Origin of the sequence: Arminella tubonensis, assembly GCF_003240585.1 — a bacterium.
GTDB lineage: Bacteria > Pseudomonadota > Alphaproteobacteria > Rhizobiales > Rhizobiaceae > Rhizobium > Rhizobium tubonense.
The window spans coordinates 72,893-96,571 of the sequence record NZ_PCDP01000005.1 but is presented as its reverse complement, the minus strand read 5'-3'; the positions used below and the strand labels follow the sequence as shown (position 1 = coordinate 96,571).

At 61.5% G+C, this 23,679-nt stretch carries 21 protein-coding genes; 5 read left to right on the top strand and 16 right to left on the bottom strand.

All coding sequences use genetic code 11. The annotated features are described in order from the left end of the window. Nucleotides 1-42: 42 nt before the first annotated feature. Nucleotides 43-1,137, bottom strand: a complete 1,095-nt coding sequence (gene cyoA, locus CPY51_RS05295; protein ID WP_111159084.1) for a ubiquinol oxidase subunit II — start codon at nucleotides 1,135-1,137, stop codon at nucleotides 43-45. Nucleotides 1,138-1,523: 386 nt separating this feature from the next. Between cyoA and CPY51_RS05290 the strand changes: the two genes are divergently transcribed. Then, nucleotides 1,524-2,861, top strand: coding sequence for an MFS transporter (locus tag CPY51_RS05290; RefSeq protein WP_111159082.1), 1,338 nt, complete (start codon nucleotides 1,524-1,526; stop codon nucleotides 2,859-2,861). A 71-nt stretch (nucleotides 2,862-2,932) separates the two neighbouring features. Here CPY51_RS05290 and CPY51_RS05285 read toward each other — a convergent pair whose 3' ends face one another. The 4 genes from CPY51_RS05285 to CPY51_RS05270 are packed head-to-tail and all read right to left on the bottom strand — an operon-like array spanning nucleotide 2,933 to nucleotide 6,564. Beyond that, nucleotides 2,933-3,799, bottom strand: coding sequence for an efflux RND transporter periplasmic adaptor subunit (locus tag CPY51_RS05285; protein ID WP_111159080.1), 867 nt, complete (start codon nucleotides 3,797-3,799; stop codon nucleotides 2,933-2,935). Then, nucleotides 3,796-4,005, bottom strand: a complete 210-nt coding sequence (locus CPY51_RS05280; RefSeq protein WP_111159078.1) for a DUF1656 domain-containing protein — start codon at nucleotides 4,003-4,005, stop codon at nucleotides 3,796-3,798. Before CPY51_RS05280 ends, CPY51_RS05285 begins: the two co-directional genes overlap by 4 nt. After that, nucleotides 4,002-6,092: an FUSC family protein gene (locus tag CPY51_RS05275; RefSeq protein ID WP_195909430.1), complete on the bottom strand. Its 2,091-nt coding sequence runs from the start codon at nucleotides 6,090-6,092 to the stop codon at nucleotides 4,002-4,004. The genes CPY51_RS05280 and CPY51_RS05275 overlap by 4 nt, the downstream gene beginning before the upstream one ends. 4 nt (nucleotides 6,093-6,096) lie before the next feature. Beyond that, nucleotides 6,097-6,564 (bottom strand): MarR family winged helix-turn-helix transcriptional regulator, encoded by a 468-nt coding sequence (locus CPY51_RS05270; RefSeq protein WP_111159075.1) that lies wholly within the window; start codon nucleotides 6,562-6,564, stop codon nucleotides 6,097-6,099. A gap of 189 nt (nucleotides 6,565-6,753) precedes the next feature. On the opposite strand from CPY51_RS05270, the gene CPY51_RS05265 reads away from it, so the two are divergent. The 3 genes from CPY51_RS05265 (at nucleotide 6,754) to CPY51_RS05255 (ending at nucleotide 10,653) form a co-directional block, all read left to right on the top strand. Continuing rightward, nucleotides 6,754-7,779, top strand: a complete 1,026-nt coding sequence (locus CPY51_RS05265; protein WP_111159073.1) for an iron ABC transporter substrate-binding protein — start codon at nucleotides 6,754-6,756, stop codon at nucleotides 7,777-7,779. Nucleotides 7,780-7,990: 211 nt separating this feature from the next. After that, the gene (locus tag CPY51_RS05260) at nucleotides 7,991-9,604 is read left to right on the top strand and encodes an ABC transporter permease (protein WP_195909429.1); all 1,614 of its coding nucleotides are present in this window, start codon (nucleotides 7,991-7,993) and stop codon (nucleotides 9,602-9,604) included. Continuing rightward, on the top strand, nucleotides 9,601-10,653 hold the full coding sequence (locus tag CPY51_RS05255) for an ABC transporter ATP-binding protein (protein ID WP_111159071.1): 1,053 nt from the start codon (nucleotides 9,601-9,603) through the stop codon (nucleotides 10,651-10,653). Before CPY51_RS05260 ends, CPY51_RS05255 begins: the two co-directional genes overlap by 4 nt. A gap of 12 nt (nucleotides 10,654-10,665) precedes the next feature. Here CPY51_RS05255 and CPY51_RS05250 read toward each other — a convergent pair whose 3' ends face one another. Next, nucleotides 10,666-11,766 carry a M24 family metallopeptidase gene (locus CPY51_RS05250; protein ID WP_111159069.1) on the bottom strand — a complete coding sequence of 367 codons (1,101 nt, stop codon included), beginning with the start codon at nucleotides 11,764-11,766 and terminating at the stop codon, nucleotides 10,666-10,668. Between the two features lie 220 nt (nucleotides 11,767-11,986). Between CPY51_RS05250 and CPY51_RS05245 the strand changes: the two genes are divergently transcribed. Beyond that, nucleotides 11,987-13,162: a M20 aminoacylase family protein gene (locus CPY51_RS05245; RefSeq protein ID WP_111159067.1), complete on the top strand. Its 1,176-nt coding sequence runs from the start codon at nucleotides 11,987-11,989 to the stop codon at nucleotides 13,160-13,162. Between the two features lie 47 nt (nucleotides 13,163-13,209). Here the strand turns inward: CPY51_RS05245 and CPY51_RS05240 are convergent, their stop codons facing one another. The 10 genes from CPY51_RS05240 to CPY51_RS05195 form a co-directional block, all read right to left on the bottom strand. After that, nucleotides 13,210-14,994: an adenine deaminase gene (locus tag CPY51_RS05240; protein ID WP_111159065.1), complete on the bottom strand. Its 1,785-nt coding sequence runs from the start codon at nucleotides 14,992-14,994 to the stop codon at nucleotides 13,210-13,212. Continuing rightward, nucleotides 14,991-15,914, bottom strand: coding sequence for a nucleoside hydrolase (locus CPY51_RS05235; protein ID WP_111159063.1), 924 nt, complete (start codon nucleotides 15,912-15,914; stop codon nucleotides 14,991-14,993). The genes CPY51_RS05240 and CPY51_RS05235 overlap by 4 nt, the downstream gene beginning before the upstream one ends. Nucleotides 15,915-15,918: 4 nt before the next feature. Further along, nucleotides 15,919-16,947 carry an ABC transporter ATP-binding protein gene (locus CPY51_RS05230; protein ID WP_111159061.1) on the bottom strand — a complete coding sequence of 343 codons (1,029 nt, stop codon included), beginning with the start codon at nucleotides 16,945-16,947 and terminating at the stop codon, nucleotides 15,919-15,921. Next, on the bottom strand, nucleotides 16,940-17,719 hold the full coding sequence (locus tag CPY51_RS05225; protein WP_111159059.1) for an ABC transporter permease: 780 nt from the start codon (nucleotides 17,717-17,719) through the stop codon (nucleotides 16,940-16,942). The genes CPY51_RS05230 and CPY51_RS05225 overlap by 8 nt, the downstream gene beginning before the upstream one ends. Further along, nucleotides 17,716-18,546, bottom strand: coding sequence for an ABC transporter permease (locus CPY51_RS05220; RefSeq protein ID WP_111159056.1), 831 nt, complete (start codon nucleotides 18,544-18,546; stop codon nucleotides 17,716-17,718). The genes CPY51_RS05225 and CPY51_RS05220 overlap by 4 nt, the downstream gene beginning before the upstream one ends. Nucleotides 18,547-18,610: 64 nt before the next feature. Next, the gene (locus tag CPY51_RS05215) at nucleotides 18,611-19,633 is read right to left on the bottom strand and encodes a polyamine ABC transporter substrate-binding protein (protein ID WP_111159054.1); all 1,023 of its coding nucleotides are present in this window, start codon (nucleotides 19,631-19,633) and stop codon (nucleotides 18,611-18,613) included. Further along, nucleotides 19,630-20,709, bottom strand: coding sequence for a LacI family DNA-binding transcriptional regulator (locus CPY51_RS05210; RefSeq protein WP_111159052.1), 1,080 nt, complete (start codon nucleotides 20,707-20,709; stop codon nucleotides 19,630-19,632). Before CPY51_RS05210 ends, CPY51_RS05215 begins: the two co-directional genes overlap by 4 nt. A 195-nt stretch (nucleotides 20,710-20,904) precedes the next feature. Then, complete coding sequence (locus CPY51_RS05205; RefSeq protein ID WP_111159050.1) at nucleotides 20,905-22,293, bottom strand: M20/M25/M40 family metallo-hydrolase; 1,389 nt, start codon at nucleotides 22,291-22,293, stop codon at nucleotides 20,905-20,907. Nucleotides 22,294-22,409: 116 nt separating this feature from the next. Next, on the bottom strand, nucleotides 22,410-22,826 hold the full coding sequence (locus CPY51_RS05200; protein WP_111159048.1) for a MarR family winged helix-turn-helix transcriptional regulator: 417 nt from the start codon (nucleotides 22,824-22,826) through the stop codon (nucleotides 22,410-22,412). Between the two features lie 378 nt (nucleotides 22,827-23,204). Beyond that, the gene (locus CPY51_RS05195) at nucleotides 23,205-23,585 is read right to left on the bottom strand and encodes a hypothetical protein (RefSeq protein WP_111159046.1); all 381 of its coding nucleotides are present in this window, start codon (nucleotides 23,583-23,585) and stop codon (nucleotides 23,205-23,207) included. Between the last annotated feature and the right edge of the window lie 94 nt (nucleotides 23,586-23,679).

Here is a 23,679-nt window from a genome sequence, read left to right as displayed (position 1 = left end):
CTCTGTCCTTATGAATGTCTTGTTCTTGATTGCACGACGAGATCAGTTGCTCGGCTTGGCGGGGGCATCGCCGCCCATCTTCATGCCAGATCCCATGTCCATGCCTGGCATCGAATGGTCGTCGTGTTGCGCCTCGCCGGCAGCGGGCGTGATACCGCCAGCGTCCGCGTCGCGATTGTCGTAGATCAGCCGGGCGCGGTTATGCTCGCTCTCCTTGCCGCCGCCGCCCTTCATGTCGATCATCATCATCTCGTTCATGCACATCTTGTTGGGATCGGCACACATGTTGAGGATCGCGTTGTAGAGGCCGTCGTCGACCGTGGAGAAATAACGAACCGGCACCCTCTCGCTCGGCTTGGCCAGCTCGAGGTATTCCGGGCGACCAAGGGCAGACCCCTCCGACTTGGCCTTCTGAACCCACTGGTCGAACCCAGCCTGGTCGAGACCGTGGAACTTGAAGCGCATGTGCGAGAAACCGGCGCCGCTATAGTTCGCCGACAGCCCCTCGAATTCGCCGGGCTTGTTGATGACCGCATGCAGCTTCGTTTCCATGCCCGGCATCGCGTAGATCTGGCCTGCGAGCGCCGGAATGAAGAAGGAGTTCATGACAGCGGAAGACGTGATCTTGAAGTTGATCGGCGTGTTAACGGGTGCCGCCATCTCGTTGACGGTGGCAATGCCGAGGTCGGGATAGAAGAACAGCCATTTCCAGTCGAGCGCCACGACCTCGACGGTCAGAGGCTTGACGTCCTGCGCCAGAGGCGTCGTGGAATCGATACGGTCCAGCGGCCGGTAGGGATCGAGCTTATGCGTGCTGATCCAGGTAACGGCGCCAAGCGCGATGATGATCACCAGCGGCGCAGACCAGATCACTACCTCGAGACGGGTCGAGTGGTGCCATTCGGGATCATACTTCGCATCCGTGTTCGCCTGGCGGTATTTCCACGCGAAGAACAGCGTCAGGAAGATCACCGGGATGATGATCAGCAACATCAGCACCGTCGAGATGATGATGAGGTCACGCTGCTGAACGGCGATATCGCCAGATGGAGCCATGACCACCATGTTGCAGCCCCCGAGCAGAAACAGCAGGGACAGAACGGAAAAACGGCTTAAAATCTTTGATACTCTGGGCACGTCTCAAAGCTCTTTTTGTTTCGACCTCACGGCGACTAAAGGACCGGGGTCATGAACGATATGAGGTGTTTCGTCGCACCGCAGCAAACATACTGCAATGCGGTAACTCCGAATTTTCGGACGTACCGACAAAATCCTGAAAAATCCAGAAGGATTTATCCAGGCGATAATTGTTCCTGGAATGCTAATATATCCGCGTCGACGAAAATGGCTACCGGCAGGCTGCGAACAAACTGAGGCCGGGCAAAAAGTCAAAAACATGGGAGCCAGGGACGAAATTTGTGAACTATTTCCGGCCTCAACACTTGATAAGCCTGTAGCTTAGTTCAACATCTCTCTTGGTGGTGGATTCTTGGAGGGATCCACCTCAGCAGGGGAGGCTTTTTATGGCAGCAGTAACACATCAGTCCGTGGAGCCGACATCGTCCGGCTTCGAGCGCGATGCGCGCAAGATCCATTCCGACAAGCCGGTAGCGCCTGGCAACATTGCCATCGGCGTGGTGATTGGCCGCACCTCGGAATTCTTCGATTTCTTCGTCTATGGCATCGCGTCGGTGCTGGTTTTCCCAAAACTGTTCTTTCCCTTCGCTGATCCCCTGCATGGCACGCTTTATTCGTTCCTGATCTTCTCGTTGGCCTTCATCGCCCGCCCGATCGGTTCGGTGATTTTCATGGCGATCGACAGGACCTATGGTCGCGGCGTCAAGCTGACGATCGCCCTCTTCCTGCTCGGTGGCTCGACGGTCTCGATCAGCTTCCTTGGCGGATATAACGAGCTCGGAACTTCGGCAATCGGCCTGCTTGCGGCCTTCCGTATCGGCCAGGGCCTGGCGCTGGGCGGCGCCTGGGATGGCCTGGCCTCCCTCTTGGCGCTGAATGCGCCTTCGAAGCATCGCGGCTGGTACGCGATGATCCCGCAGCTCGGCGCGCCGATCGGCTTTATGATCGCGAGCGCCCTGTTTGCCTATTTCGTCTTCAGCCTATCGGATGCCGACTTCCTCGAATGGGGTTGGCGCTACCCGTTCTTCTGTGCGTTCGCGGTGAACGTCGTTGCACTTTTCGCACGTCTTCGCATCGTCGCGACGCCGGAGTTCGGCGCGCTGCTCGAGCGTCACGAATTGGAAGCGACCCGCGTCATCGACATGCTGCGGGCCCATGGCCGCGATGTCGTGATCGGCGCCTTTGCCCCGCTCGCGAGCTTCGCGCTCTTTCACCTGATGACGGTTTTTCCGCTCGGCTGGGTCACCCTCTATAGCGAGCAGACGCCTGCAGCCTTCCTCATGGTCGAGTTTATCGGCGCGATATTCTGCATTGCCGGTATCGTCGTTTCCGGCCTGGTGGCCGACCGCATCGGCCGTCGCGGCCAGCTTGCCGTCTGTGCGGTACTGATCGCGATCTTCAGCTTCATTGCCCCGTTGTTGCTGAGTGCGGGTCAGACCGGCCGATACACCTATGTTATCGTAGGCTTCTCGTTGCTCGGCCTCTCTTTCGGCCAGGCTGCCGGTGCACTGGCGTCGCGCTTCGGCCAAACCTATCGCTATACGGGCGCCGCCATGACGTCGGACCTTTCCTGGCTGATCGGGGCGGGCTTCGCGCCTTTCGTGGCGCTTAGCCTCTCCAGCCAGTTCGGCATCGCATTTGCCGGCTACTACCTTTTGTCCGGTGCTCTCTGTACATTGGCCGCACTCGCTTTCAGTCGCAAACTCGAAACGCTCGACAGCTGATCGAGCGTCGTTACACAGCAAAAAAGCCGCGGCGCCGGAAGTGCCGCGGCTTTTTGCTGTCTGGCTTACTGTCAGTTGATGATCGTGACGCTCGCTGTGCGCCCCGCGACCAGGGCCGTATCGGTAGGCATGGCGTCCAGTGCCACCCGCACAGGAATACGCTGGGCGAGGCGCACCCAGGTGAATGTCGGGGTGACATTGGCAAGGGAGCTCGCCGTATCGCTGCGCTCGCGATCCTCGATGCCGCCGGCAACGCCGACGACGTGACCCTTCAGGCCGTCCCTGCTGCCCATCAGGTGGATGACGGCAGCATCGCCGACCTTGATGCGATCCAGCTTGTTCTCCTCGAAATAGCCGGCAATGTAGTAGCTGTCGGCGTCGATCAACGCGGTCACGGCACTGCCTGCGGTCACATAGTTGCCGGGCTGCAGCGAGAAGTTGGTGAGGATGCCGTTGACGGGCGCGCGGATGGTCGAACGGTCGAGGTTCAGCTGAGCCGTGTCGCGGCTGATGACCGCCTGTTCGTATGCAGCCTGGTCCTGCGCGACGGTCGTCTGCGCCTGCTGCAGCTTCTGGCGTGTCACGGAGCCGTCGCCGAGCCTCTGGTAAAGGTCGACGTCGCTCTTGGCCATGTCGAGAGCGGCTTGCGCGCTGTCGATCTGCGATTGCGCCTGGCGCAGTGCGAGTGCAAAGCGGGCCTGGTCTATGCGGAAGATCACATCGCCTTTCTTGACAGTCTGGTTGTCCGTGACCGCGACATCGCTGACGAAGCCGGAGACATCGGCGGCGATGTGCACGACATCGGCGCGCACCTTGCCGTCGCGGGTCCAGGGTGCGTTCATGTAGTAGTCCCACAGGTGCCATCCGAGCACGCCGGCGAGCACAAGCACGACGCCGGTCAGCATAAAGCGACCGGAAAGGGCAAGAAGCGATTTCATAGCGGTATCCGATTGATTGAAAGCGTCAGTGCGCCAAACAGGCAAAAATACATTGCCGTGTCGAACAGCGGTCGATGCCAGACAAGGCGGTAGAAGCCGATGCGAGCCAGCAGCCGCCTGACGACGACGTTGAGGAAGAAGCTGAAGAAGGCGATAGCGCCGAGCGTCGGGACAAAGACGCCATAAAGGTTGAGTTCCGGGCTCATGCTGCTTTTTCCTTCGCATCAATTTCCCCGACAGGCTGGTTCTCATTGGCGGCGAATATGATTGCCTCGGGGAAAAGGCTGTAGCGCAGCCCGGTCAGTGCGCGCCGGGTGCTCGCAAGGGCCGGCGAATCCTCGCTTTTGCCAAGGGCGACGAGCGATCGATCGAGCGCGGCAAGAAAGGCGTGGCCCGGATCATTCGCAGCCTTTCGGCGCTTGCCGTCGTAGTAGGCCGCAACCGAATCGAGCACCTCGTCGACTGCGGCGCGATCGTCGCGGGACAGAAGCGTCTTGTGTCGTTGCAGCTCAACGGTGTTGAGACCGTTTCGAAGATCCTTCAGCACATCGCTTTGCGCGACATATGAGCCGGCCGGGATGGCCGCAAGCCGCGGTGCGATCAACCCCAGCCGATCGACCATGCGGTGAAGCAGTCCGGTGATATCGTCGCCTTTCGGTTTGCGGGCAGCGGCTGCGACGTCCGACCAGCCGGCGCGCAGCAGGCGATGCGCGCTCCATTCCGCACCGACGGAGCGAACCAGGGCGGTGGTACCGCAGGCGATCACAAGGCCGGTAATGAGTGCGATATTGGAATTGACGAAAGTCTCGAAATCCAGGTTGAGCCGGCCCTGCAGCGAAAGCATGTTCGGCAGGTTGACGCAGAATCCCATGCCAAGCAGCATGGTTGACGGACGTGCCATGAAAACCCCGGCGGGGATAAGAACGAGACCGAGCGCCGCGGCGAGAGGCAGATAGCCGTGGAGCAGCGGCATCAAGCCGAATTCGAACGCGAAGGCGGCAGCGACCGCAACAAGGCTCGCGATCAGAAAGCCGCGCATTGCCGGAACAGGATCGTCCATGGAGGAAAAGATGCAGCAGAGGACGCCCGCCATCATCGCCGCTGCAGCGCCCTGCGGCCAACCGGTCACGATCCAGAAGGCAGAGGCCACGAAGGTGGCGAGCATCGCGGAAAGACCGGAGTGCAAGGCCATGCCGTAGTCTCTGTGCATCGGCCGCCTGTCGAGCGACGTGCCGAACCTCTGCCAGCGCAGATCGTGCCGCGAGCCCGAAACGATATCGCTTTTCAGGTCGACGCAATCGCTCCAGATCTGAATGAGGTCCCGTATCCGGGCAACGACGTTCTGAACCAGAAGCCGGTCCCATTGCAGCATCGGGACGGCTTCGATTTCAGCCTTCGCCATCAGATCGAGAAATGCCTGGCGCTTGTCTTCCAACAGCGGCGTGCCGCTTTCGAGCCAAGGGGAGGTCTCCTCGATCAGCCGGCAGATCGCCGGCGTATAGGAACCTCCGGTTGCCCGGGAAAGCGTCGACAGCACATCGGCAAGGCCGGAAGCGATCGGCAACATTGCCACCATGCGCCGTTGCAGCGTGCGCGCAAGACCGACGATCTCGCGATGACCCGAGGTGTCGTAGGAGACGTGGGTGGTAAAAGTTCTGAGGTCGACCGCGTCGGCGGCAAGCTTCTGGACCAGGCAGGTAAGTGCCGGATCATGATGGCGCCCATCCAAGGTGCCTATCGCCAACGCAGCACCATCCTTCAGCCAGTTGTCTATACGGTTCGCAAGGACCGGTCCGGCATGTCGCGGAAACACGACCCGGCTGACAACTGCCGCGCAGATGATCCCGAGCGCAATCTCGATGACCCGCGCTGTCACATAAGTGAATGCGGTATCCGGGCTCGCGACGATGGGAAAGCCGGTGAGCGCTGTCGTATATCCCGCCAGCATGAAGGTATAGCTGCGCGGCGTCCGGTCGAGCAGGCTGATAGCCAGGCAGACACCCATCCACACCGAGATAGCAAGGGTCAGCAGTTCAGGTGAATTGATCAGGTTCGGTACCAGAACGACGGTCATGGCACCACCTATTCCAGTGCCGAGAAGCCGGTAGATCGCCTTCGACGTACTGGCGCCGGAGAGCGGGTGCGAGACGATGTAGACCGTGCCGACCGCCCAATAGGGGTTTTGCAGGTCGAAGCAAAGCGCGATGAACAATGCCAGCATCGCCGCGGCGAATGTCTTCAGCGAAAAGACCACATCCAGGAATTCGGGTCGGAGCGGAGAAATCGCAGATATGCTCTTAGTCGTCATTGTCCTCAGTCCCGGTGAAGGCGGCTGCCTTGGCCGCAACGCTGCGCATGACCTCGAGCGCGGCGTGCATTTGCTCGGGTTCGATGTCCCCAAGCATGATCTTGCGCAGTTCGGCAGCGCAACGTTCGCAGCGTTCGGCAACCTTGGTGCCTTCGGCCGTCAATTGAACCAGTTTAATGCGGCGATCGGCGTCATCAGGAACGCGGCAGATCAGGCCGTCGCTCTCCAGTCCGTCCAGCACCCGCACCAGCGTCGGCCCTTCGACCCCGACCCGCTCGGCAAGGACACCTTGCGGGACCAGGTCTCCATGCCGCAGCAAGGTAATCAGCGGTGCAGCCGTAGCATCGGAAAGATTGTGCTCCGTCAGCATTATGTTGAGCGCCCGTCGCCATCCCCGCCCGCAAATGACCAGCAGCGGCGCGAATTCGGCCCACGATGTCTTCAGATCCGTTTCCATGCTATTCGTTAGCATTCTATTGATTTGAATACAATGCTTTTCGCATTCCTAATGTTTCCGGGTCGGGTTCCGCCGCCTCAAAATTTCGTGATGTCCTGTAACGCGAAGAAACTTGAAAAGAATAATCATGTTAAATATAGGCTAACCCGTCGCCGTCGATGACGGGGTGTTACTAGCAAGAGGACGTCCATGACATTTTCATTTTCGCATTTCTCCGGTGCTTTCGCACTGGCGGTCGGCCTAGCTGCCGCTCCGCTCCTTTCGACTGCTGTTAACGCCGCGGACAGCGAAGGCATCGTCGTCTATAACGCCCAGCATGAATCGCTGGCAAAGGCCTGGGCTGATGGCTTCACCAAGGAAACCGGCATCAAGGTCACGGTTCGCAACGGCAGCGACATGCAGTTTGCAAATCAGATAATCGAGGAGGGCGCTGCCTCTCCCGCCGACGTATTTCTGACGGAAAATTCCCCCGCGATGACCCTCGTGGACGCCTCGGGCCTGTTCGCGCCGGTCGATGCCGATACGCTTGCCCAGGTGCCGGAAACCTTCAAGTCGGCCGACGGCAAGTGGACCGGCGTTGCCGCCCGTTCGACCGTCTTTGCCTATGACAAGACCAAGCTCAAGGAAGCCGACCTGCCGAAGTCGCTGCTCAATCTCGCCGATCCCAAGTGGAAGGGCCGCTGGGGCGCATCTCCCGCCGGCGCCGATTTCCAGGCGATTGTCAGCGCTCTGCTCGAATTGAAGGGTGAGGATGCCACGGCCGCCTGGCTGAAGGCCCTGAAAGAGAACGCGACCCCATACAAGGGCAACAGCGTCGCCATGAAGGCGGTCAACGCCGGTGAAGTCGAAGGCGCGGTGATCTACCACTACTACTGGTTCGGCGATCAGGCCAAGACCGGTGAAAACAGCAAGAACGTCGCGCTGCATTACTTCAAGAACCAGGATCCGGGCGCGTTCGTCAGCATTTCGGGCGGCGGCGTGCTCGCCTCCAGCCAGCACCAGAAGGACGCCCAGGCATTCCTGAAGTGGGTTACCGGCAAGGGTGGACAGACCGTGCTGCGCGATGGCGACAGCTTTGAATACGCCGTGGGCAATGGCGCACAGTCGAACCCCAAGCTCACCCCTCTCGCAGACCTTCAGGCACCGAAGGTCGAGCCCTCGAAGCTGAACAGCAAGAAGGTTACCGACCTGATGACGGCCGCAGGCCTCATCTGATAGGTCTTGCGCGAGGATCGCCTGCCCTGCTAGAGCATTTTCCGGGAAGACGGACGCCGGTTTCTCGATAGAAAATGCGACAAAACAAAAGGTTAGAGTTTCCGATTTGACAGTATCAAATCGGAAATGGCTCAGGGGCAGCGATAGCCGATCGCGACCATATGAAAACGGCAATCGCCCTTCCCTGGCGGTTGCCGTCGTGTTTCCGGGAATGAGAGGCAGCCAGGACTTGCTGCAGAAGAACACATATGCCGGACAGGCCGGCCATGCCGCCGTGGCTCACTTGCCTCATGCCGCGCCGCGCGCCGGTTTTCCGCATGCGTCCCTGATCGCCATTGCTTCGGTCGTTTCGCTTCTGAGCCTCGTCCCGCTCGGTTTCATCATCTGGGTCACCATCCGGACCGGCTGGACCGAAGTCGTCGCGTTGGTCTTCCGAGGCCGCGTCGGCGAACTTCTGATCAACACCGTCCTTCTTGAAGTCTGCACCATCCCGCTTTGCATCCTCCTCGCCGTCGCGCTCGCCTGGCTGACGGAGCGAACCGATATTCCCGGCGCCCGCCTCTGGTCGTGGCTCGCCGTAGCGCCGCTCGCCGTCCCGGCCTTCGTGCACAGCTACGCCTGGGTCAGCCTCGTCCCCGGAATGCGAGGGCTCTGGAGCGGCGTGCTGGTTTCGGTGCTTGCCTATTATCCTTTCCTCTACCTGCCTGTCGCCGCTGCACTCCGCCGTCTCGATCCGGCGATCGAGGATGCAGCCGCTTCGCTTGGCCTTGGTCCGCGCAGCGTGTTCTTCCGCGCCGTGCTGCCGCAGCTGCGCCTCGCGATCTGCAGCGGCTCCCTTCTGATAGGACTGCACCTGCTGTCCGAATACGGCCTGTTCGTCATGATCCGCTTCGACACGTTCGCCACTGCGATCGTCGATCAGTTCCAGTCGGCCTATAACAGTCCCGCCGCCAACATGCTCGGCGGCGTGCTCGTCCTCTGTTGCCTGCTGCTGCTCGGCTTTGAAGTGTTGGTCCGCGGCAATGAACGCTACGCCCGCGTCGGCTCAGGAGCCGCCCGCCCTGCAGACCGCCGGCGGCTGGGCTGGATGATGCTGCCCTGTATCGCGCTGCCGGTTGCGACCGCCGCACTGACGCTCGGCGTGCCTTTCGTGACGCTGGCACGTTGGCTGTTCATCGGCGGCATCGGCATATGGCAGACGGAAACCGTTGGCTCCGCCTTTCTCCAGACGATCGTGCTCGCAGTCGCCGGTGGCATGCTGGCGACGATCGCGGCAGCGCCGATGGCCTGGCTTTCCGTCAGGGCCCCTGGCCGGCTGCAGCGCCTGCTGGAGGCCTGCCACTACTATGTCGGGTCGCTGCCGGGGGTGGTCGTGGCGCTTGCACTGGTGTCTATCACCGTGAAGCTGTTCCTGCCGCTCTACCAGACTTTTGCAACCCTATTGCTCGCCTATGTCCTGCTATTCCTGCCGCGCGCCATGGTCGGGCTCCGCTCCAGCATCGCCCAGGCGCCTGTAGAGCTTGAACGTGCCGCCATGGCGCTCGGCCGGACGCCAGGACAGGCGGTGCGCCAGGTCACCATGCGGCTCGCCGCACCCGGCGCTGCCGCCAGCATGGCGCTCGTCGCCCTCGGTATCACCAACGAACTGACCGCGACCCTGATGCTTTCGCCGAACGGCACGGTAACGCTGGCCACGAAATTCTGGTCGCTGACCAGCGAAATCGATTATGTCTCGGCGGCACCCTATGCCTTCATGATGGTCGTGCTATCGCTGCCGCTGACACTCCTTCTCTACGTGCAATCCAAGCGGACGGCCGGCCAATGACTTTCCTGACGATCAAAGACATCAGCAAGCGCTACGGACCGGTGCTGGCATTGGACCGCATCGATCTCGACGTCGTTGCCGGCAGCCGCACGGCGATCGTCGGCCCATCCGGTTCGGGCAAGACGACCCTCCTGCGCATTATCGCTGGTTTCGAGCAGCCCGATGTCGGACAGGTCGTCCTTGAGGGTGAGACGCTGGCAGATGGTCCGGCGATCGTGCCGGCTCATCGCCGCGGCATCGGTATCGTTTCGCAGGATGGCGCGCTGTTTCCGCATCTGAGCGTCGCCGACAACATCGGCTTCGGCATGGAGCGCGGTACCCCCAATCGCGAAACCCTGATCCATGATCTTGTCGACATGGTCGAGCTCGACCGCACTATGCTCGATCGGCGACCGCACCAGCTTTCCGGCGGCCAGCAGCAGCGGGTGGCCCTCGCCCGCGCGCTCGCCCGCAAGCCGCGCCTGATGCTGCTTGACGAACCCTTCTCGGCGCTCGACACTGGACTGCGCGAAAACATGCGCAAGGCTGTCTCCCGTGTGCTGCAGAATGCCGGCATCACTGCCATATTGGTGACCCACGACCAGGCCGAGGCGCTATCCTTCGCCGATCAGGTTGCGGTGCTTCGCGACGGAAGGCTGGTTCAGGCCGGAACCCCGCAGACGCTCTATCTGAACCCCGTCGACCGCGAGACGGCGACCTTCCTCGGCGATGCGATATTGATGCAGGCCGAAGTCGCCGACGGTTTTGCCGATTGCCTTCTTGGCCGCATTGAAGCGGATACAAAAGATCGACGAGGCAGGGCCGACATCATGCTGCGCCCCGAACAGCTTCGCCTGACGGCGATGATCGAAGGGCCTGAACCACTCCAGACCTGCTCCGCCAAGGTGGTGGACGTGGAATTCGGCGGCGCCGTTTGCGCGGTGACGCTTGCGCTCGGCGGCGCGCCGCTGGTCGTCAAGAGCTCCGGTGTCGGTCTTCCCGCAGTCGGCAGCACGGTGCAGGTTGCCGTGCTCGGCAAGGCTCATGTCTTCAAGGCTGTGGCCAGCTAGGGCAGCTTCAGCTCAGCTTCGCACCACATGCACGGTGCGCGGCAGCGATGAGAGTATTTCAGGGCCGTCCGCGCGCAGGATGACAATATCTTCCAGTCGGATTCCGAAGCGGCCGGGCAGGTAGATTCCCGGCTCGATCGAAAAGACCATTCCTTCATCGAGAACCGTCTCGGATGTCGAGGTGATATAAGGCGGCTCGTGGATGTCGATCCCGAGGCCATGTCCGGTGCGATGGACGAAATACTCGCCATAGCCGGCATCCGAGATCACCTTGCGGGCGGCCTCGTCGACCTCGCGCGCCAGTGCGCCGGGCCTGGCGGCCTTGAGTGCGGCCTGAACGGCCTTTTCGACGATCACGTGGATCTCACCATAGCCTTCCGGCGGCAGGCCAATCACCGCCATGCGGGTCATGTCGCTCGGAAAGCCCCGGCTGCGGCCCCCGATGTCGATGACCACGGCATCGCCCTCCGCAATGACGCGGTCGCCGGTTGAGTGATGCGGGAAGGCGCCGTTCGGGCCGGAGCCGACGATCCAGAAGGCGGGCGCAGCGCCTTCCGACAGGAAATGCGCGCGAATCTCGGCTGCAACCTCTTTCTCCGTCATTCCCGGGCGGATTTTGGCGAAGGCCGCCAGCATCGCCCGGTCCGCGATCGCCGCGTTCGCCTTCAGCACCTCGTACTCGCCGCTACTCTTGCGCATCCGCAAAGCGCCGAGCGTAGGGTGCGTAAAATCCCGCTCCACCTCTGGAAGTGCGTCGAGCAGCAGCAAGGCGAAATCGGCGCGCATGGTCTCGTCGAGCGCAACACGCCCGGGATCGGACGCATCGATGGCATTCAGCGCTTCCTCGAGCGCAGCGTTCGGGCCTTCCGCATCCGACCAGTTGAAGAAGGCTATGTCGGTCTCGGCCCGCGTTCCCTCGGCATTCAGCGCGGGCATCAGAAACGCCTCTTTCTCCGCCGCGATCAGCAGCAGGCAAGGTCGCTCGTCTGGATGCGGATGGAAACCGAGGATCCATTCCATATGCGATCCCGGCGCGACCGCGACGAGGCCCGTACCGGTTTCCCTCATCTTTGCCCGCAATGCCGCAAGCCTTGCTTCTGTCTGATTGCTCATGTCAAATCCTGCTCCGATTGCGATTGCTCGGCGACTACGCTGCGATGGCGTCGCCCCAGATCGAGGTCTGCCATAGCGCCGACTGAGTGCGTTGCCAATCCCGAGCTACGGCAATCGACAGCGGCGAAACTGGTTGTATCCACTGGCTTTTTCTTAAATAAAGAAACATTGCCCTTATACGCGGAACGGATATTCGTGCCGCAACCAGGAATATCCTTTGATGACTATTGCCAATCGGACTGCCGGCGAGCTCACGTTCCTGACCGCACTGCGCCGCGATCTGCACGCTCACCCGGAACTCGGCTTCGAGGAGGAGCGCACAAGCACAATCGTCGCCAACCTCTTGGCGGAAGCCGGTATTGCAGTTCATCGCGGCCTCGCCAAGACCGGCGTGGTCGGCACGCTGCAGGTCGGAAACGGAACGCGGGTCATCGGATTGCGGGCGGACATGGATGCCCTCGCCATGCCGGAAAAGGCGGACCGTCCTTACAGCTCGACGGTGCCCGGCAAGATGCATGCCTGCGGCCATGACGGGCACACGGCGATGCTCGTCGGGGCTGCCCGCCGGCTGGCTGCGACGCGTAACTTTTCGGGGACCGTGCATTTTATCTTTCAGCCGGCGGAGGAGGGAAGGGGCGGCGCAAGGCGCATGGTCGAGGAGGGCCTGTTCGAGCTCTTCCCATGCGACGCCGTATATGGCCTGCACAATATGCCGGGGTTGGCGACCGACGAAATGGCTGTTGTCGAAGGGCCGCAGCTTGCCTCCTCTGACAGCTGGCGCGTCACTTTTCGTGGCACCGGCACCCATGGTGCCAAGCCGCATCTGGGCAAGGATCCGATAACTGCCGCCGCAACGTTCCTCTCGTCCCTGCAGACGATCGTCGGCCGCGTCGTCGACCCGCTGCAGCCGGCCGTCGTCAGCACCTGCTCGCTGCAGGCCGGAAATCCTGAGGCGTTGAACGTCATTCCCGACACAGTGGAGATCGGCGGCACCGCGCGAGCCTATACGTCTGAGGTCCGCGACCAGCTGGAGCAGGAAATTGGCCGCCTGGCCCGTGGCACGGCAGTCATGTTCGGCATGGAAGTCGACTACGAATTCGAACGGAGGATCTCACCCGTTGTCAACGATCCGGATGCGACGGCGCGGGCACTTGCTGCCGCGACTGCGGTCTTTGGCAAGAAGGTGCTGACGCGGTTTCCGCCTTCGACCGCCGGAGACGACTTTTCCTTTTTCGCGGAGAACGCGCCCGGCTGCTACGTCTGGCTGGGCAACGGCCCCGCCGTCGACGGCGCCCTGCACCACAACACCGCCTACGATTTCAACGATGACGCCATCGCCTCGGGCGTTGCCTTCTGGACAGCGCTGGTCGAGCAGGAATTGAATGTGAACGCCTAGGAGGCAGGGATATCCGGCACACCTGCTGAGAGCGACCGGGGTGAGACCTATTCGTGTATCACCGGGCTTGCCAGCAATCTCCCTGCCGCAACGTCTGCGATCCCCAGATCGGTCTGGTGCGGGCCGATGTTGCAGGCGAGCGTGGCGCCGAAGCAGGCCTTGAAGACGAGATAAGGCGGCTTCCAGTCGACGACTTTCTCCATCGCCTTGCGCAGGGCACGGAACGCCAAGGCCGTATCCCTGAGCGACGCTTCCGTGATGAGCCCGGACAGAGGCAATGGCAAGATGGCCTCGATCCACCCGTTCGAGGCAACGGCCATGCCACCTCCCGCAGCGATCACGGCATTGGCGGCAAGCGTCATGTCGCGGACGTTGCCGCCGAATACCGTCAGGTTGTGGCTGTCATGCGAAACCGTGGTGCAGAAGGCGCCCCGCCATTCGCCCCAACCTCTGAGAAAACCGACGCGAGGGCGGCCGTCTGCCAAGCCATGGCGGTGGGCGACGGCAATCATCGTCGCGTCGTCGGGCGGCGTGATGAACCCATCCTCGACCTTCGCATCCATCTCGCCCCATTGCGTAAAGCGCGGCCTGTCGATCGTCGCGATGCGCACTTGTCCGCCTGCCGCCGGCACCCGGAAATCGTCCTCCGAAAACGCTGAAAGCTTGACAGAATGGCGAAGCGGCGTGGCATCGAGCGGGACTGCCGAAAAGGTGGCCTCGCCTCCCCGGGCAACGACTTTGCCATTGGCGATAACCTTGTGCGCCTTGAAATCCCGGAGGTCCTCGAAGAGCACGATGTCGGCGCGGCGACCAGCGGCGATCAGGCCGAGGTCGGGACGCTGGAGCCGCATGGCGGCATTCAGCGTTGCCGCCCGCAACGCCCATTCCGCCTTCAATCCGTCGCGCACCAGCCGCCGGACTACGTCATCGAGGCCGCCGTCGAAAAAAAGCTCGTCGGGAAACACGTCGTCGGTGCAGAGCGTGACAGTTTGCGGCATGTGGCCGAGACCGTTGATGACCTCGACGAATTGCGTCAGCAGATGGTCGTGCGAGCCACGCAGTTCGATTGTCAGGCCGGCGGAAAGCTTGCTCAGCAGATCGGTGCCGGAGGTCAGTTCGTGGTCGGAGGTCACGCCGGCCGCCATGAAGGCGTTGAGATCGGCGCCTTCAAGCCCACGCGCGTGTCCGAAGACCGGCTTGCCTGAGGCAAGACCGGCATTGACGATTGCAGTCATGCGCGGATCGCCGTCGATGACGCCGCGCATGTTCATCACTTCGGCGACGCCGCCGATCTCGGGTCTGGAGAGTATCTCCTCAATCTTCGAGGCGTCGAAATCCGCACCCGCCAGCTCCAACCCTGGCGCCGAGGGCACGCAGGAAGGCGCCAGCGGAATGACCCGGAGGGGAAGCGACCGCGTCGCGTCGATCGCCCAGCGCACGCCGGCGAGGCCATGGACATTGCCGAGCTCATGCGGATCCCAGACGATCGTCGTCACGCCACGCGGCATCACGGCCTCAGCATAGGCCGCCGGGGTAATCATCGAGCTCTCGATATGCATGTGCATGTCGATCAAACCCGGAGAAACGAAGGTACCTGATGCGTCGATCGTCTCTGTCGCGTCCTGACGCGTGCCGGATGCGTGGACGCTGGCAATCAGTGGCCCGACGATGCCGATGTCGGCGTCGCGGACTTGCCCCGTGACCATGTCGACGATCTTGCCGCCAGTGATCAGCAGGTCGAAAGGCGCGTCGCCGCGCGCTGACGCAACGGCACGGGCTCGCAGCTCGGGAATATTGAGGTCAACGGGTTCTCGGAGAGAAGGATCGTTCATCGGCGCGCCTCGTTGACAAGTGCGCCGAGGATGATGACGCGAGCCATCTCCGCATCGATCTCGGCAGCGTAATGGGCATTGAACGTCGCGTGGGAAGCCCGCGTCTCGACGACGGTACGCCCGCGGGTGTGTTGACCCTGCAACTCGACGTCGACCTGGGCATGGCGGAAAGTGGCAATCTCCGGGGCAATGAAGATGGCGGCCGCGGTCGGATCATAGATCGCCATGGCGGGTCGTCCCCGGCTGATGGCGATGTCGATATAGCCGGCAAAGAGGTCTGCCAGCAGCTCGGCGTTCTTGCCGGGCACCTGGCGGATCGGGTTTGCGTCCTCGGGCTTCGCCAGTACCCGGCGACAGATATCGAGGTCGACCATTCTGAGCGGAAGCCCGTGTGCAAGAACGATGGCCAATGCCTCGGGGTCGGCATAGGCGTTGAACTCTGCGGACGCAGTGTGGTTGCCTGATGTGACGGCGCCGCCCATCCAGGTGAGCTCGGTGATGCGGCGGGCAAGATCTGGTCGCGCCAGTGCCAGCGCTGCGATATTGGTCAGCGGTCCGAGCGCCAGGATGCGCCGCGGCCCGAAGCTGCCTTCGAGCCAGGAGCAAAGTGCCGAGAAGGCATCGCTCGTCGCAAGCTCGGCTGCCGGCGGCAGGCTGCGGCCTGTGGTCGGAATGCCGCTGTCACCAAGCACCCGCTGCGCCGTCTCCAGCCTGCACAGCACCGGCAGCTCGCGCCCGCTGTGAATTGGGAAGTCCCAGCCGAAGGTTGACGCCGCACCTGCCGCATTGGCGCGAACCTGTGCTAGCGGCGCGTTGCCGCAGACCAGCGAAACACCGTCGATCGCTAGGTTCGAATGCGCCACCACGAGAATGGCCGCGATATCGTCGAACCCCATATCGGTATCGATCCAGACTCCCATAGTCTCACCCAAACCTTTTCAAGGGGGCCGCGGAAGCGACAGGAAGATCGAACAAGAGCGTGCTACCCATTGCGTGGGCGCCAAGTGCCGCATCCACCTCGGCCTTGATCGGGCCGAGCGCCGTGTCGAGCAGATATTCGCGGGTGTTGCCGGCAAAGGACGTGCCGCGCACAGTACCCTGGAAAGGGCCTGAGCCCAGAGTGACCGCACGCGGCCGCCAGGCAAGGCCCGCTGTATCGCTTGGTGTCGGCTCGGAAAGCGTCACCGGCCCGTTCGTCGTCTTCAGCTTGCCGCCCTCCAGTGCAAAGACGTTCTCGAAGCCGACGAAATCGGCAACAAATGCCGAAATAGGCCTGTTGTAGATATCCTCGGGCGTACCGATCTGCTCGATGCCGCCGTTCAGCATGACTATGATGCGATCGGCCAGTGCCAGCGCCTCGACCTGGTCATGCGTTACGAAGATCATCGTGACGCCGGTTTCCTTCTGCACGCGCTGCAGCTCGGTGCGCATTTCGAGGCGGAGGCGGGCGTCCAGGTTGGACAACGGTTCGTCGAGCAGCAGCACTTTCGGTTCCATCACCATCGAGCGGGCGAGGGCGACACGCTGCTGCTGGCCGCCCGAGAGCTCACCCGGCTTGCGACCCGAAAGGTTGGCAAGGCCCACCGATCTCAATCCGGCGCCGACGCGGGCGTCGAGATCACCGCCGCGCATGCCCTTCAGCCGCAGGCCGAAGGCGACGTTCTCATAGACGGTGAGGTGCGGAAACAGCGCGTAGGACTGGAAGACGAGGCCGACGGAGCGCTTGTTGGCGGAAACACGCGTGATGTCGGCACCGTCGAGACTGATCTTGCCCGAGGTTGGCGCCAGCAATCCGGCGATCGCCCGCATCGTCGTGGTCTTGCCGCAGCCCGACGGGCCAAGCAGCGCCACCAGCTCGCCCCTGCCGATCGAAAGGTCGAGGCCTTTCACGGCGACGGTGTCGCCATAGGCAAGCGTCAGCCTTTCGAGGGTAAGATAGGCGGGATCAGACATAACGGGAGAATCCTAGGAAGCGTTCGGCGAGAAAGACGATGCCCACCGAAAGGAAGGCAAGCAGGGCGGATAGAGCTGCAACGGAAGGATCGTAGGTGGTCTCCATATAGCCGAGCATGTTGATCGGCAGGGTCTGCACGCCGGGGCCGGAGAGGAAGAGCGATACGGGCACCTGGTTGAAGCTGGTGACGAAGCCGAGAATGAAGGCGGCAAGCACGCCGCCGCGGATATTGGGCAGCACCACGCGGAAGAAGGCGCCCGGGCGCGACGAGCCGAGCAGAACCGCGGCCTCCTCGATATCGGCCCGCAGGTTGTCGAGGCTGGCCGAGACGACACGCACGGCATAGGGAAGCACCAGCGCGGTATGAGCGAAGAACAGCGCCACCGTGACGCTGAACGCAAAAGGCACGACCAGATACCGCAGGATGGCAAGGCCGACGATGATGCCCGGCACGATGACCGGCGCCGACACGATGGTTCGGATGGTCTCCCCGAACGGCAGCTTGTAGCGCGACAAGGCATAGGCGGCAGGCACGCCGAGGATCAGCGCAAAGAGCGTGCCGCCGATGGCGAGCATCATCGACATCGCGAAACTGCTGCGGAAGCTGTCGATGGTGAAGACCTTGGCGACCCAGCGCAGCGACAAGCCCTGCGGCGGAAAGGCGAGCGTCTCGCCGCCCGAAAGCGACGCGGCGACGATGATCACGAACGGACCGATCAGGAAGACCAGCACGAGAAAAAGGACGAACGGTGAAAGCAGGCGTCGGGTCATGTCCTGCCCCTCGCAGTGGCAAGACGTTTAAGCACCAGGTTGGCGCCGAAGCTCATGACGATGAGGATGAATGCAATGACGCTGGCGGAGACGAAATCGTTGGAAACGGTGACGCGCTGGTAGAGTAGGGTTTCCAGCATCAGCACCTTTGAACCGCCGAGGATGGCAGGGGTGATATAGGCGGTGAGCGAGCCGGTGAAGACGAGGGTGCCGCCGATCACCAGCCCTTCGCGCGTCAGCGGCAGGATGACCTTCCAGAATACCTGGAGCCAGTTGGCGCCGAGCACTCGCGCCGCCGGTATCGCATCCCTCGGCAGGTTTTCGAGCGCGCTGATCAGCGAGAGGATCATCAGCGGCAGGAAAAGCTGCAGCAGGCCGATGAAGACGGCGGTTTCGCTGAATAGCAGCCGCAGCGGCGTGTTGGTCAGGTGCAGCGCGATCAGCGCCTGGTTGACGATGCCGGTTTGGCCGAGGATGACGATCCAGGCGTAGGTTCTGGCCACCGGCGAGATCATCAATGGAAGGACCACGAGGCCGACCATGCGCCCTTTGCCCTTCGGTGGCATGTTGACGATGGCGAAGGCTGCGGCATAGCCGATGACGGCGGAAACCGCCGTGACCTCAAGCGCCAGCCGCAGCGTCCGCAGGAAGACCGTGCGGTTCAAGGTCTCGGAAAAGAATGTGGTATATGATGCAAGAGACCAGTCGCCGGCGGACGAGTGGAATCCTTCCGCCAGCAGCATGATAACAGGGACGAGGAAGACCACCGAGGCAAACAGCGCCGCGGGGACGGCAAGCGCCAGAGCTTCGGTCCTGTTCTGGAACATTCAACCTAACCTTCCTGGGAGCATGGACCGATGGGCGATGCCGGCCCGACTTGCTGACGACTACTTACTGACCGACTGTCTCGTTCCATTCCTTGACCCAGGTGTCGCGCTGATCGAGTGCCACGGCTGAGGGGATAAGCTTCAGGCTCTTGGCGGTATCCTCGCCATAAGTCAGGTTGTTGGCGACATCAGGCGGCAGCTTCACCTCCTTGTTGGCGGGGCTATCGACCAGCTTCTGGCCGAGTGCGCTCTGGACATCGGTGGAGAGCCAGAAATCCATGAACTGCAGAGCCAGATCCTGGTTCTTGGACCCCTTGGTCATCACCATGACGTTCATGCCGCCGGTCTGGCCCTCCTTGGGCGTCGCCCAGGCAACGGGAACGCTCAGCTTGGTAAAGCCGGCCCAGGAAAAGCGCCCGATAGGGGCAGCCCAGATCTCTTCTTGCTGCATCAACTGCACCAGCTGTGAGGATTTCTCGTAGAAGGTGACGATATCGTCCTTGCGCTCGCCGACGGCTGTGATGGGTGCCTTTAGATCGGGCGTATTCTTGCCGATGGCCTCGCCGAGCATGTAGAGCGCCGGGGGGCCCTGGTTTGTCGTCACGTTCGGGAAGGCGACATGCCCGACATATTCGGGCTTCAGGAGGTCGGCCCAGGATTCGATCTTCATCTTGTCCGGCCGATAGGCGATCGAGGTGGCGTAAAACGTATAACCAACGCTCATCCCGTCGCCATTGGGATCTTTGGCAAGATCATAGAGCTTGTCGAAGTTGGAAAGTTTCGAGGTGTCGATCTTGTCGATCAGGCCGGCACGAGCTGCCTGCAAGGCGTCCGCCATCGAGACGACCGCCATGTCGATGACGGGGTTTGCCTTGTTGGCTTCCATCTTGGCCAGTCGTTCGACGCTATTGCCCGTCTCCACCACGAGATTGCAGCCGCATTTGGCTTCGAACGGGTCGTAGACCAGTTTCTTGTAGTCGTCCTGAGCGAAGGCATAGACCGAAATGGTCAGCGTTCTATCGGCAGAACTGGCAGCAGCAGGGAGGAGCGAAAGCAGCGCCGCAGACGCAATAAGCAGTCTTTTCATTTGGGGAGTTCTCCATCTGAAGGGTCTGTTTTTCCCGGTTTTGCAGGGCCGGAAGATTGACGGACAATCAGTTGCATCGGGACCCGAGACACGGTCGCCGTTACGATCCTGCGTATGCCGGACAGCAGCTCGTCCTCGGACGTTTCCCCTGGGGCCCTTTTTTCAATCGCCTCCACGAGTGCGGCAATCGCGATCTCGGCGATCGTTGCCATGTCCATCCGCATGGTGGTCAGCGCTGGGGTCACGACGGGCGACCAGATCAGATCGTCAAAGCCGGTAACGCTGACGCAGCCCGGAACACTGACCCCGGCCCGTTGCAATTCGGTGAGCGCCCGCAGCGCCGGCAGGTCGGAGACGGCGGCAAAGGCAGTGAAGCCGTCCCTGGCTTTGTCGGCGAGCCCAAGCGGACACCCGGCGCCGTCGCGCTCCTCGATCTTTTCGATCCAGAGGACTTCGACCCTGGACGATCCGTCAAGGGCGGATTTGATTCCGCCGATGCGGTCGTTCTGCACGTTGGAGGCGGGGTTGTTGCCGAGGAGCAGGAAGTCACGATGACCGAGATCGTGGAGATATTTGGCGATCTGCCGCCCGCCCTGCCAGTGATCGGCCGAAACGGTGTTGCCGGGCGTCGACGGCGTATCGACCACCGCGACAGGACAGCCGATATCCGCGATGCGCGTGCCACGCCGCGGGACGATGATCATGCCGTCCACGCCACGTTCAAGCAGACGGTTGATTGCCTCGGTCTGTCGGGCGACATCGCCTCGACTGTCGGCGATCAAAACTCCATAGCCGGCAATGGAAGCTGCATATTCCATCGCCTGGGCGATCTGCGGAAAAAGTGGATTGGAAATATCCGGCAGGACCAGTCCGAGCACGCCGCTGCGGCCAGTCCTCAGCGCCCGCCCCGCCTGGCTCGGGACATATCCGAGCGCGCTGGCGGTTGCCCGGATGCGCTCGCCAAGTTCCGCCGAGACGCGCCCCTTGCCCGAAAGCGCGTTCGATACGGTCGCCACTGAGACGCCAAGCGACGCGGCGATCCTGCTGAGATTTGGTCCGGGACGGTTGGAGGCCATTGGTTTCGCAACAACTGATTAATCGTTTAATCAAGTGTTACATTAGCCCGGGCCACTTGTCGAATCCAAATTGGCCTGAAATCAAACTTTGTGCCTGATTGGTAGAAAAGGCAAGTCTTCCCTAAAATTCGAGGGATTTCCTGCCTTTCGAGTGCTTTTGGATGTGGATATCGCCTGCCATTGCCTCGGTGGGCGTCAGGCTGCGAGCGCGTCGAGGATGCGCACCCAGGAGCGAATGCCCTTATGGTAGGAGGTCAGGTCGTATTTTTCGTTCGGCGAATGGATTCGGTCGTCGCTGAGGCCGAAGCCGACAAGCAGCGATTCCATGCCGAGCATCTTCTGAAAGTCGCCGACGATCGGGATCGAGCCGCCCATGCCGATGACGACGGCAGGGTTTGGCCATTCGGCAGACAGCGCGACCTTGGCTTTGCCGAGCAACGCCGAATCATACGGAAGCTGGATGGCTGGCGAGCCGCCGTGCTTGTGGAATTCCACCGTGCAGTCGGCGGGGATCTTCGACTGGACATAGGCGCGGAAGCTCTCGCGGATTGCCGCCGGGTCCTGCTGGCCGACAAGGCGGAAAGAGACCTTTGCCGAAGCCTTCGAGGCGATCACTGTCTTGAAACCTTCGCCGGTGTAGCCGCCGATGATGCCGTTCACTTCCGCCGTCGGCCGCGCCCAGGTCAGCTCCAGGATCGAGCGGTTCTTTTCGCCTGACGGAACCGAAAGGCCGACATCGCTCAAAAAAGCTTCAGAGGCTGCATCGAGCTTCTTCCAGGCCGCCTTGACGTCGTCGGGCGTCTCGGCAACGCCATGGTAGAAGCCTGGAAGCGTCACCTTGCCCGTGGCATCATGCAGGCCAGCCAGAATGTCAGAGAGAATATGGATCGGATTGGCGGCCGCACCGCCGTACATGCCGGAATGAAGGTCGCGATCGGCAGCGGTGACGACGATTTCCTCGCCGACAAGACCACGCAGACCGGCCGAGATCGCCGGTGTCTTGCCGTCCAGCATGCCCGTATCGCACACCAGGGCATATTCGGCCTTGAGCTCGCCGGCATTGGCCTCGAGAAAAGGCTTCAGCGACGGCGAACCGGATTCTTCCTCGCCCTCGAAGAGGATGGTGACGCGGCAGGGAAGCGCACCATTGATATCCTTGAAAGCCCGGCAGGCTTCGACGAACGTCATCAGCTGCCCCTTGTCATCCGAGGTACCGCGCCCCGTGATAACCTTGCGGCCGTTGCCGATGTCCTTGACGGCGGGCTCGAATGGGTCGTTTTCCCAAAGTTCGATTGGATCCACGGGTTGAACGTCATAGTGGCCGTAGAACAGAAGATGCGGTGCACCGGCGCTTGCGCCGTCATGATGAGCGACGACCATCGGATGCCCCGTCGTATCGCGCACGGAAGCCGTGAAACCGATCGACGTCAGGTAGGCTTTCAGCCACTCCGCTGCCTTGCGGCACTCAGGCTTGTAGGCAGGGTCCGTCGAGATCGACTTGATGCGAAGCAGTTCGAACAGCCTGTCGAGGCTCGATGGGAGGTTCGCGTCAGCGCGGTCGAGGACGGGCGATATGTCTGTCATATCCAGTTCCTTCTGAATTAGGGCGTCGAAATTCGCGCGGACGATAGACTAAAGCCGCTTCTGTTTCGAGGATGAAACCGCGAAAATTTGAGATCGTTTGCGACAGGCCGGATGAGCTAGAGTCGCTTGGCATTTTCGAGGATGCGACGGATGTATTCGATCAACAATGCGCGCTCGAAAGCACGGAAGCCCTTGAACAGGTCCTGATCCGCGGCGATCGCCGCCTTGATCGCCTCCGTCTGCATCGCCATCGCCCTGCTTGTCAGGAAAATCAGTTGGGCGCGTTTGTCGGATGGATGCGGCCTGCGCTCGATCAGCCCGTCGCGTTCCATGCGGGACAAGGTGTTGGCCATTGTCGCCTGTTCGATATCGACCCGCTCGAGCAGTTGCTTCTGCGTCAGCCCGTCTTCCGACCAGAGTTCAAGCAGGATTGGGAATTGTCCGGGCGAAAAACCGAGCCCCGCCGCTCGTTGATGCAACGATCGGGAAAATCCCTTCGCCAGTTGGCTGGCAAGGTAAGCCGCGGAATCCATCCGATTAAATCCCATGATTGTAGCTATGCGCTATTTTCCGCCAAAAACAATCGATAAATCGCAGGCGATTTAACCGGAAAAGCCCATTTTTGCGGATTGGCGGAGCGATTTTCCTTCCGCAAGGGAAAGTGGCCCTTTGAAAGGAAAAAGCCGCCATGGCCTGGAGGAACCATGACGGCTTCAAAATGGGGACAAAGGCCCGGAGAGGGGATGAGGCCTTTGTCCAAGTCTGATGCGGCGGGGGACAAGCCGGCTATCAGACCCTCGGCGTTTGTTACGCGCCGGTGATTAAGAGATGAGAACGCCAGTAAGGATTTTCAAGGGATGCAGCGATCGCGGACGATTACAAATCGGTAACAGTTTGGTGAGCGGGTCGACCTATTGCTTCGGCTTCCGCCGATCGAAGAGGAAGAAGCCCATGTTCCAGGCCGTCATGAAGGTTGCCATCGCCAGGAAGATGGCCAGCGACTTGACGATGCTGACCGCCTCGAAGGGACCGACCGACATGATGAAGCCGGACACCGTCAGGGCGGTCAGGAACTGGAATTCGGTCTGCGTTCCAACCCCGCGGATATCGTCGTTACCCTGCGGGAAATAGGTTCTAAGCCCGCGCATCGCCAGCAGGAAGACAGGCGCCAAAAGCACCTTTCGGAAGATCACGGAGCCGCTGTCGCCAAGCCCCCAATAGGAAAGCGCGAAAATTCCGGCGGTAAAGGCAAACGAGGCTGCGTAGGCCACGAGGATCGGGTGGCTTTTCATTGATAAACTCGATCTTTAAAAAAACTGACAGGATGCAATAACTTAAACAGGTAGAACGGAGGAATTTAACACGCGAAAATCAACGCCGCAATGG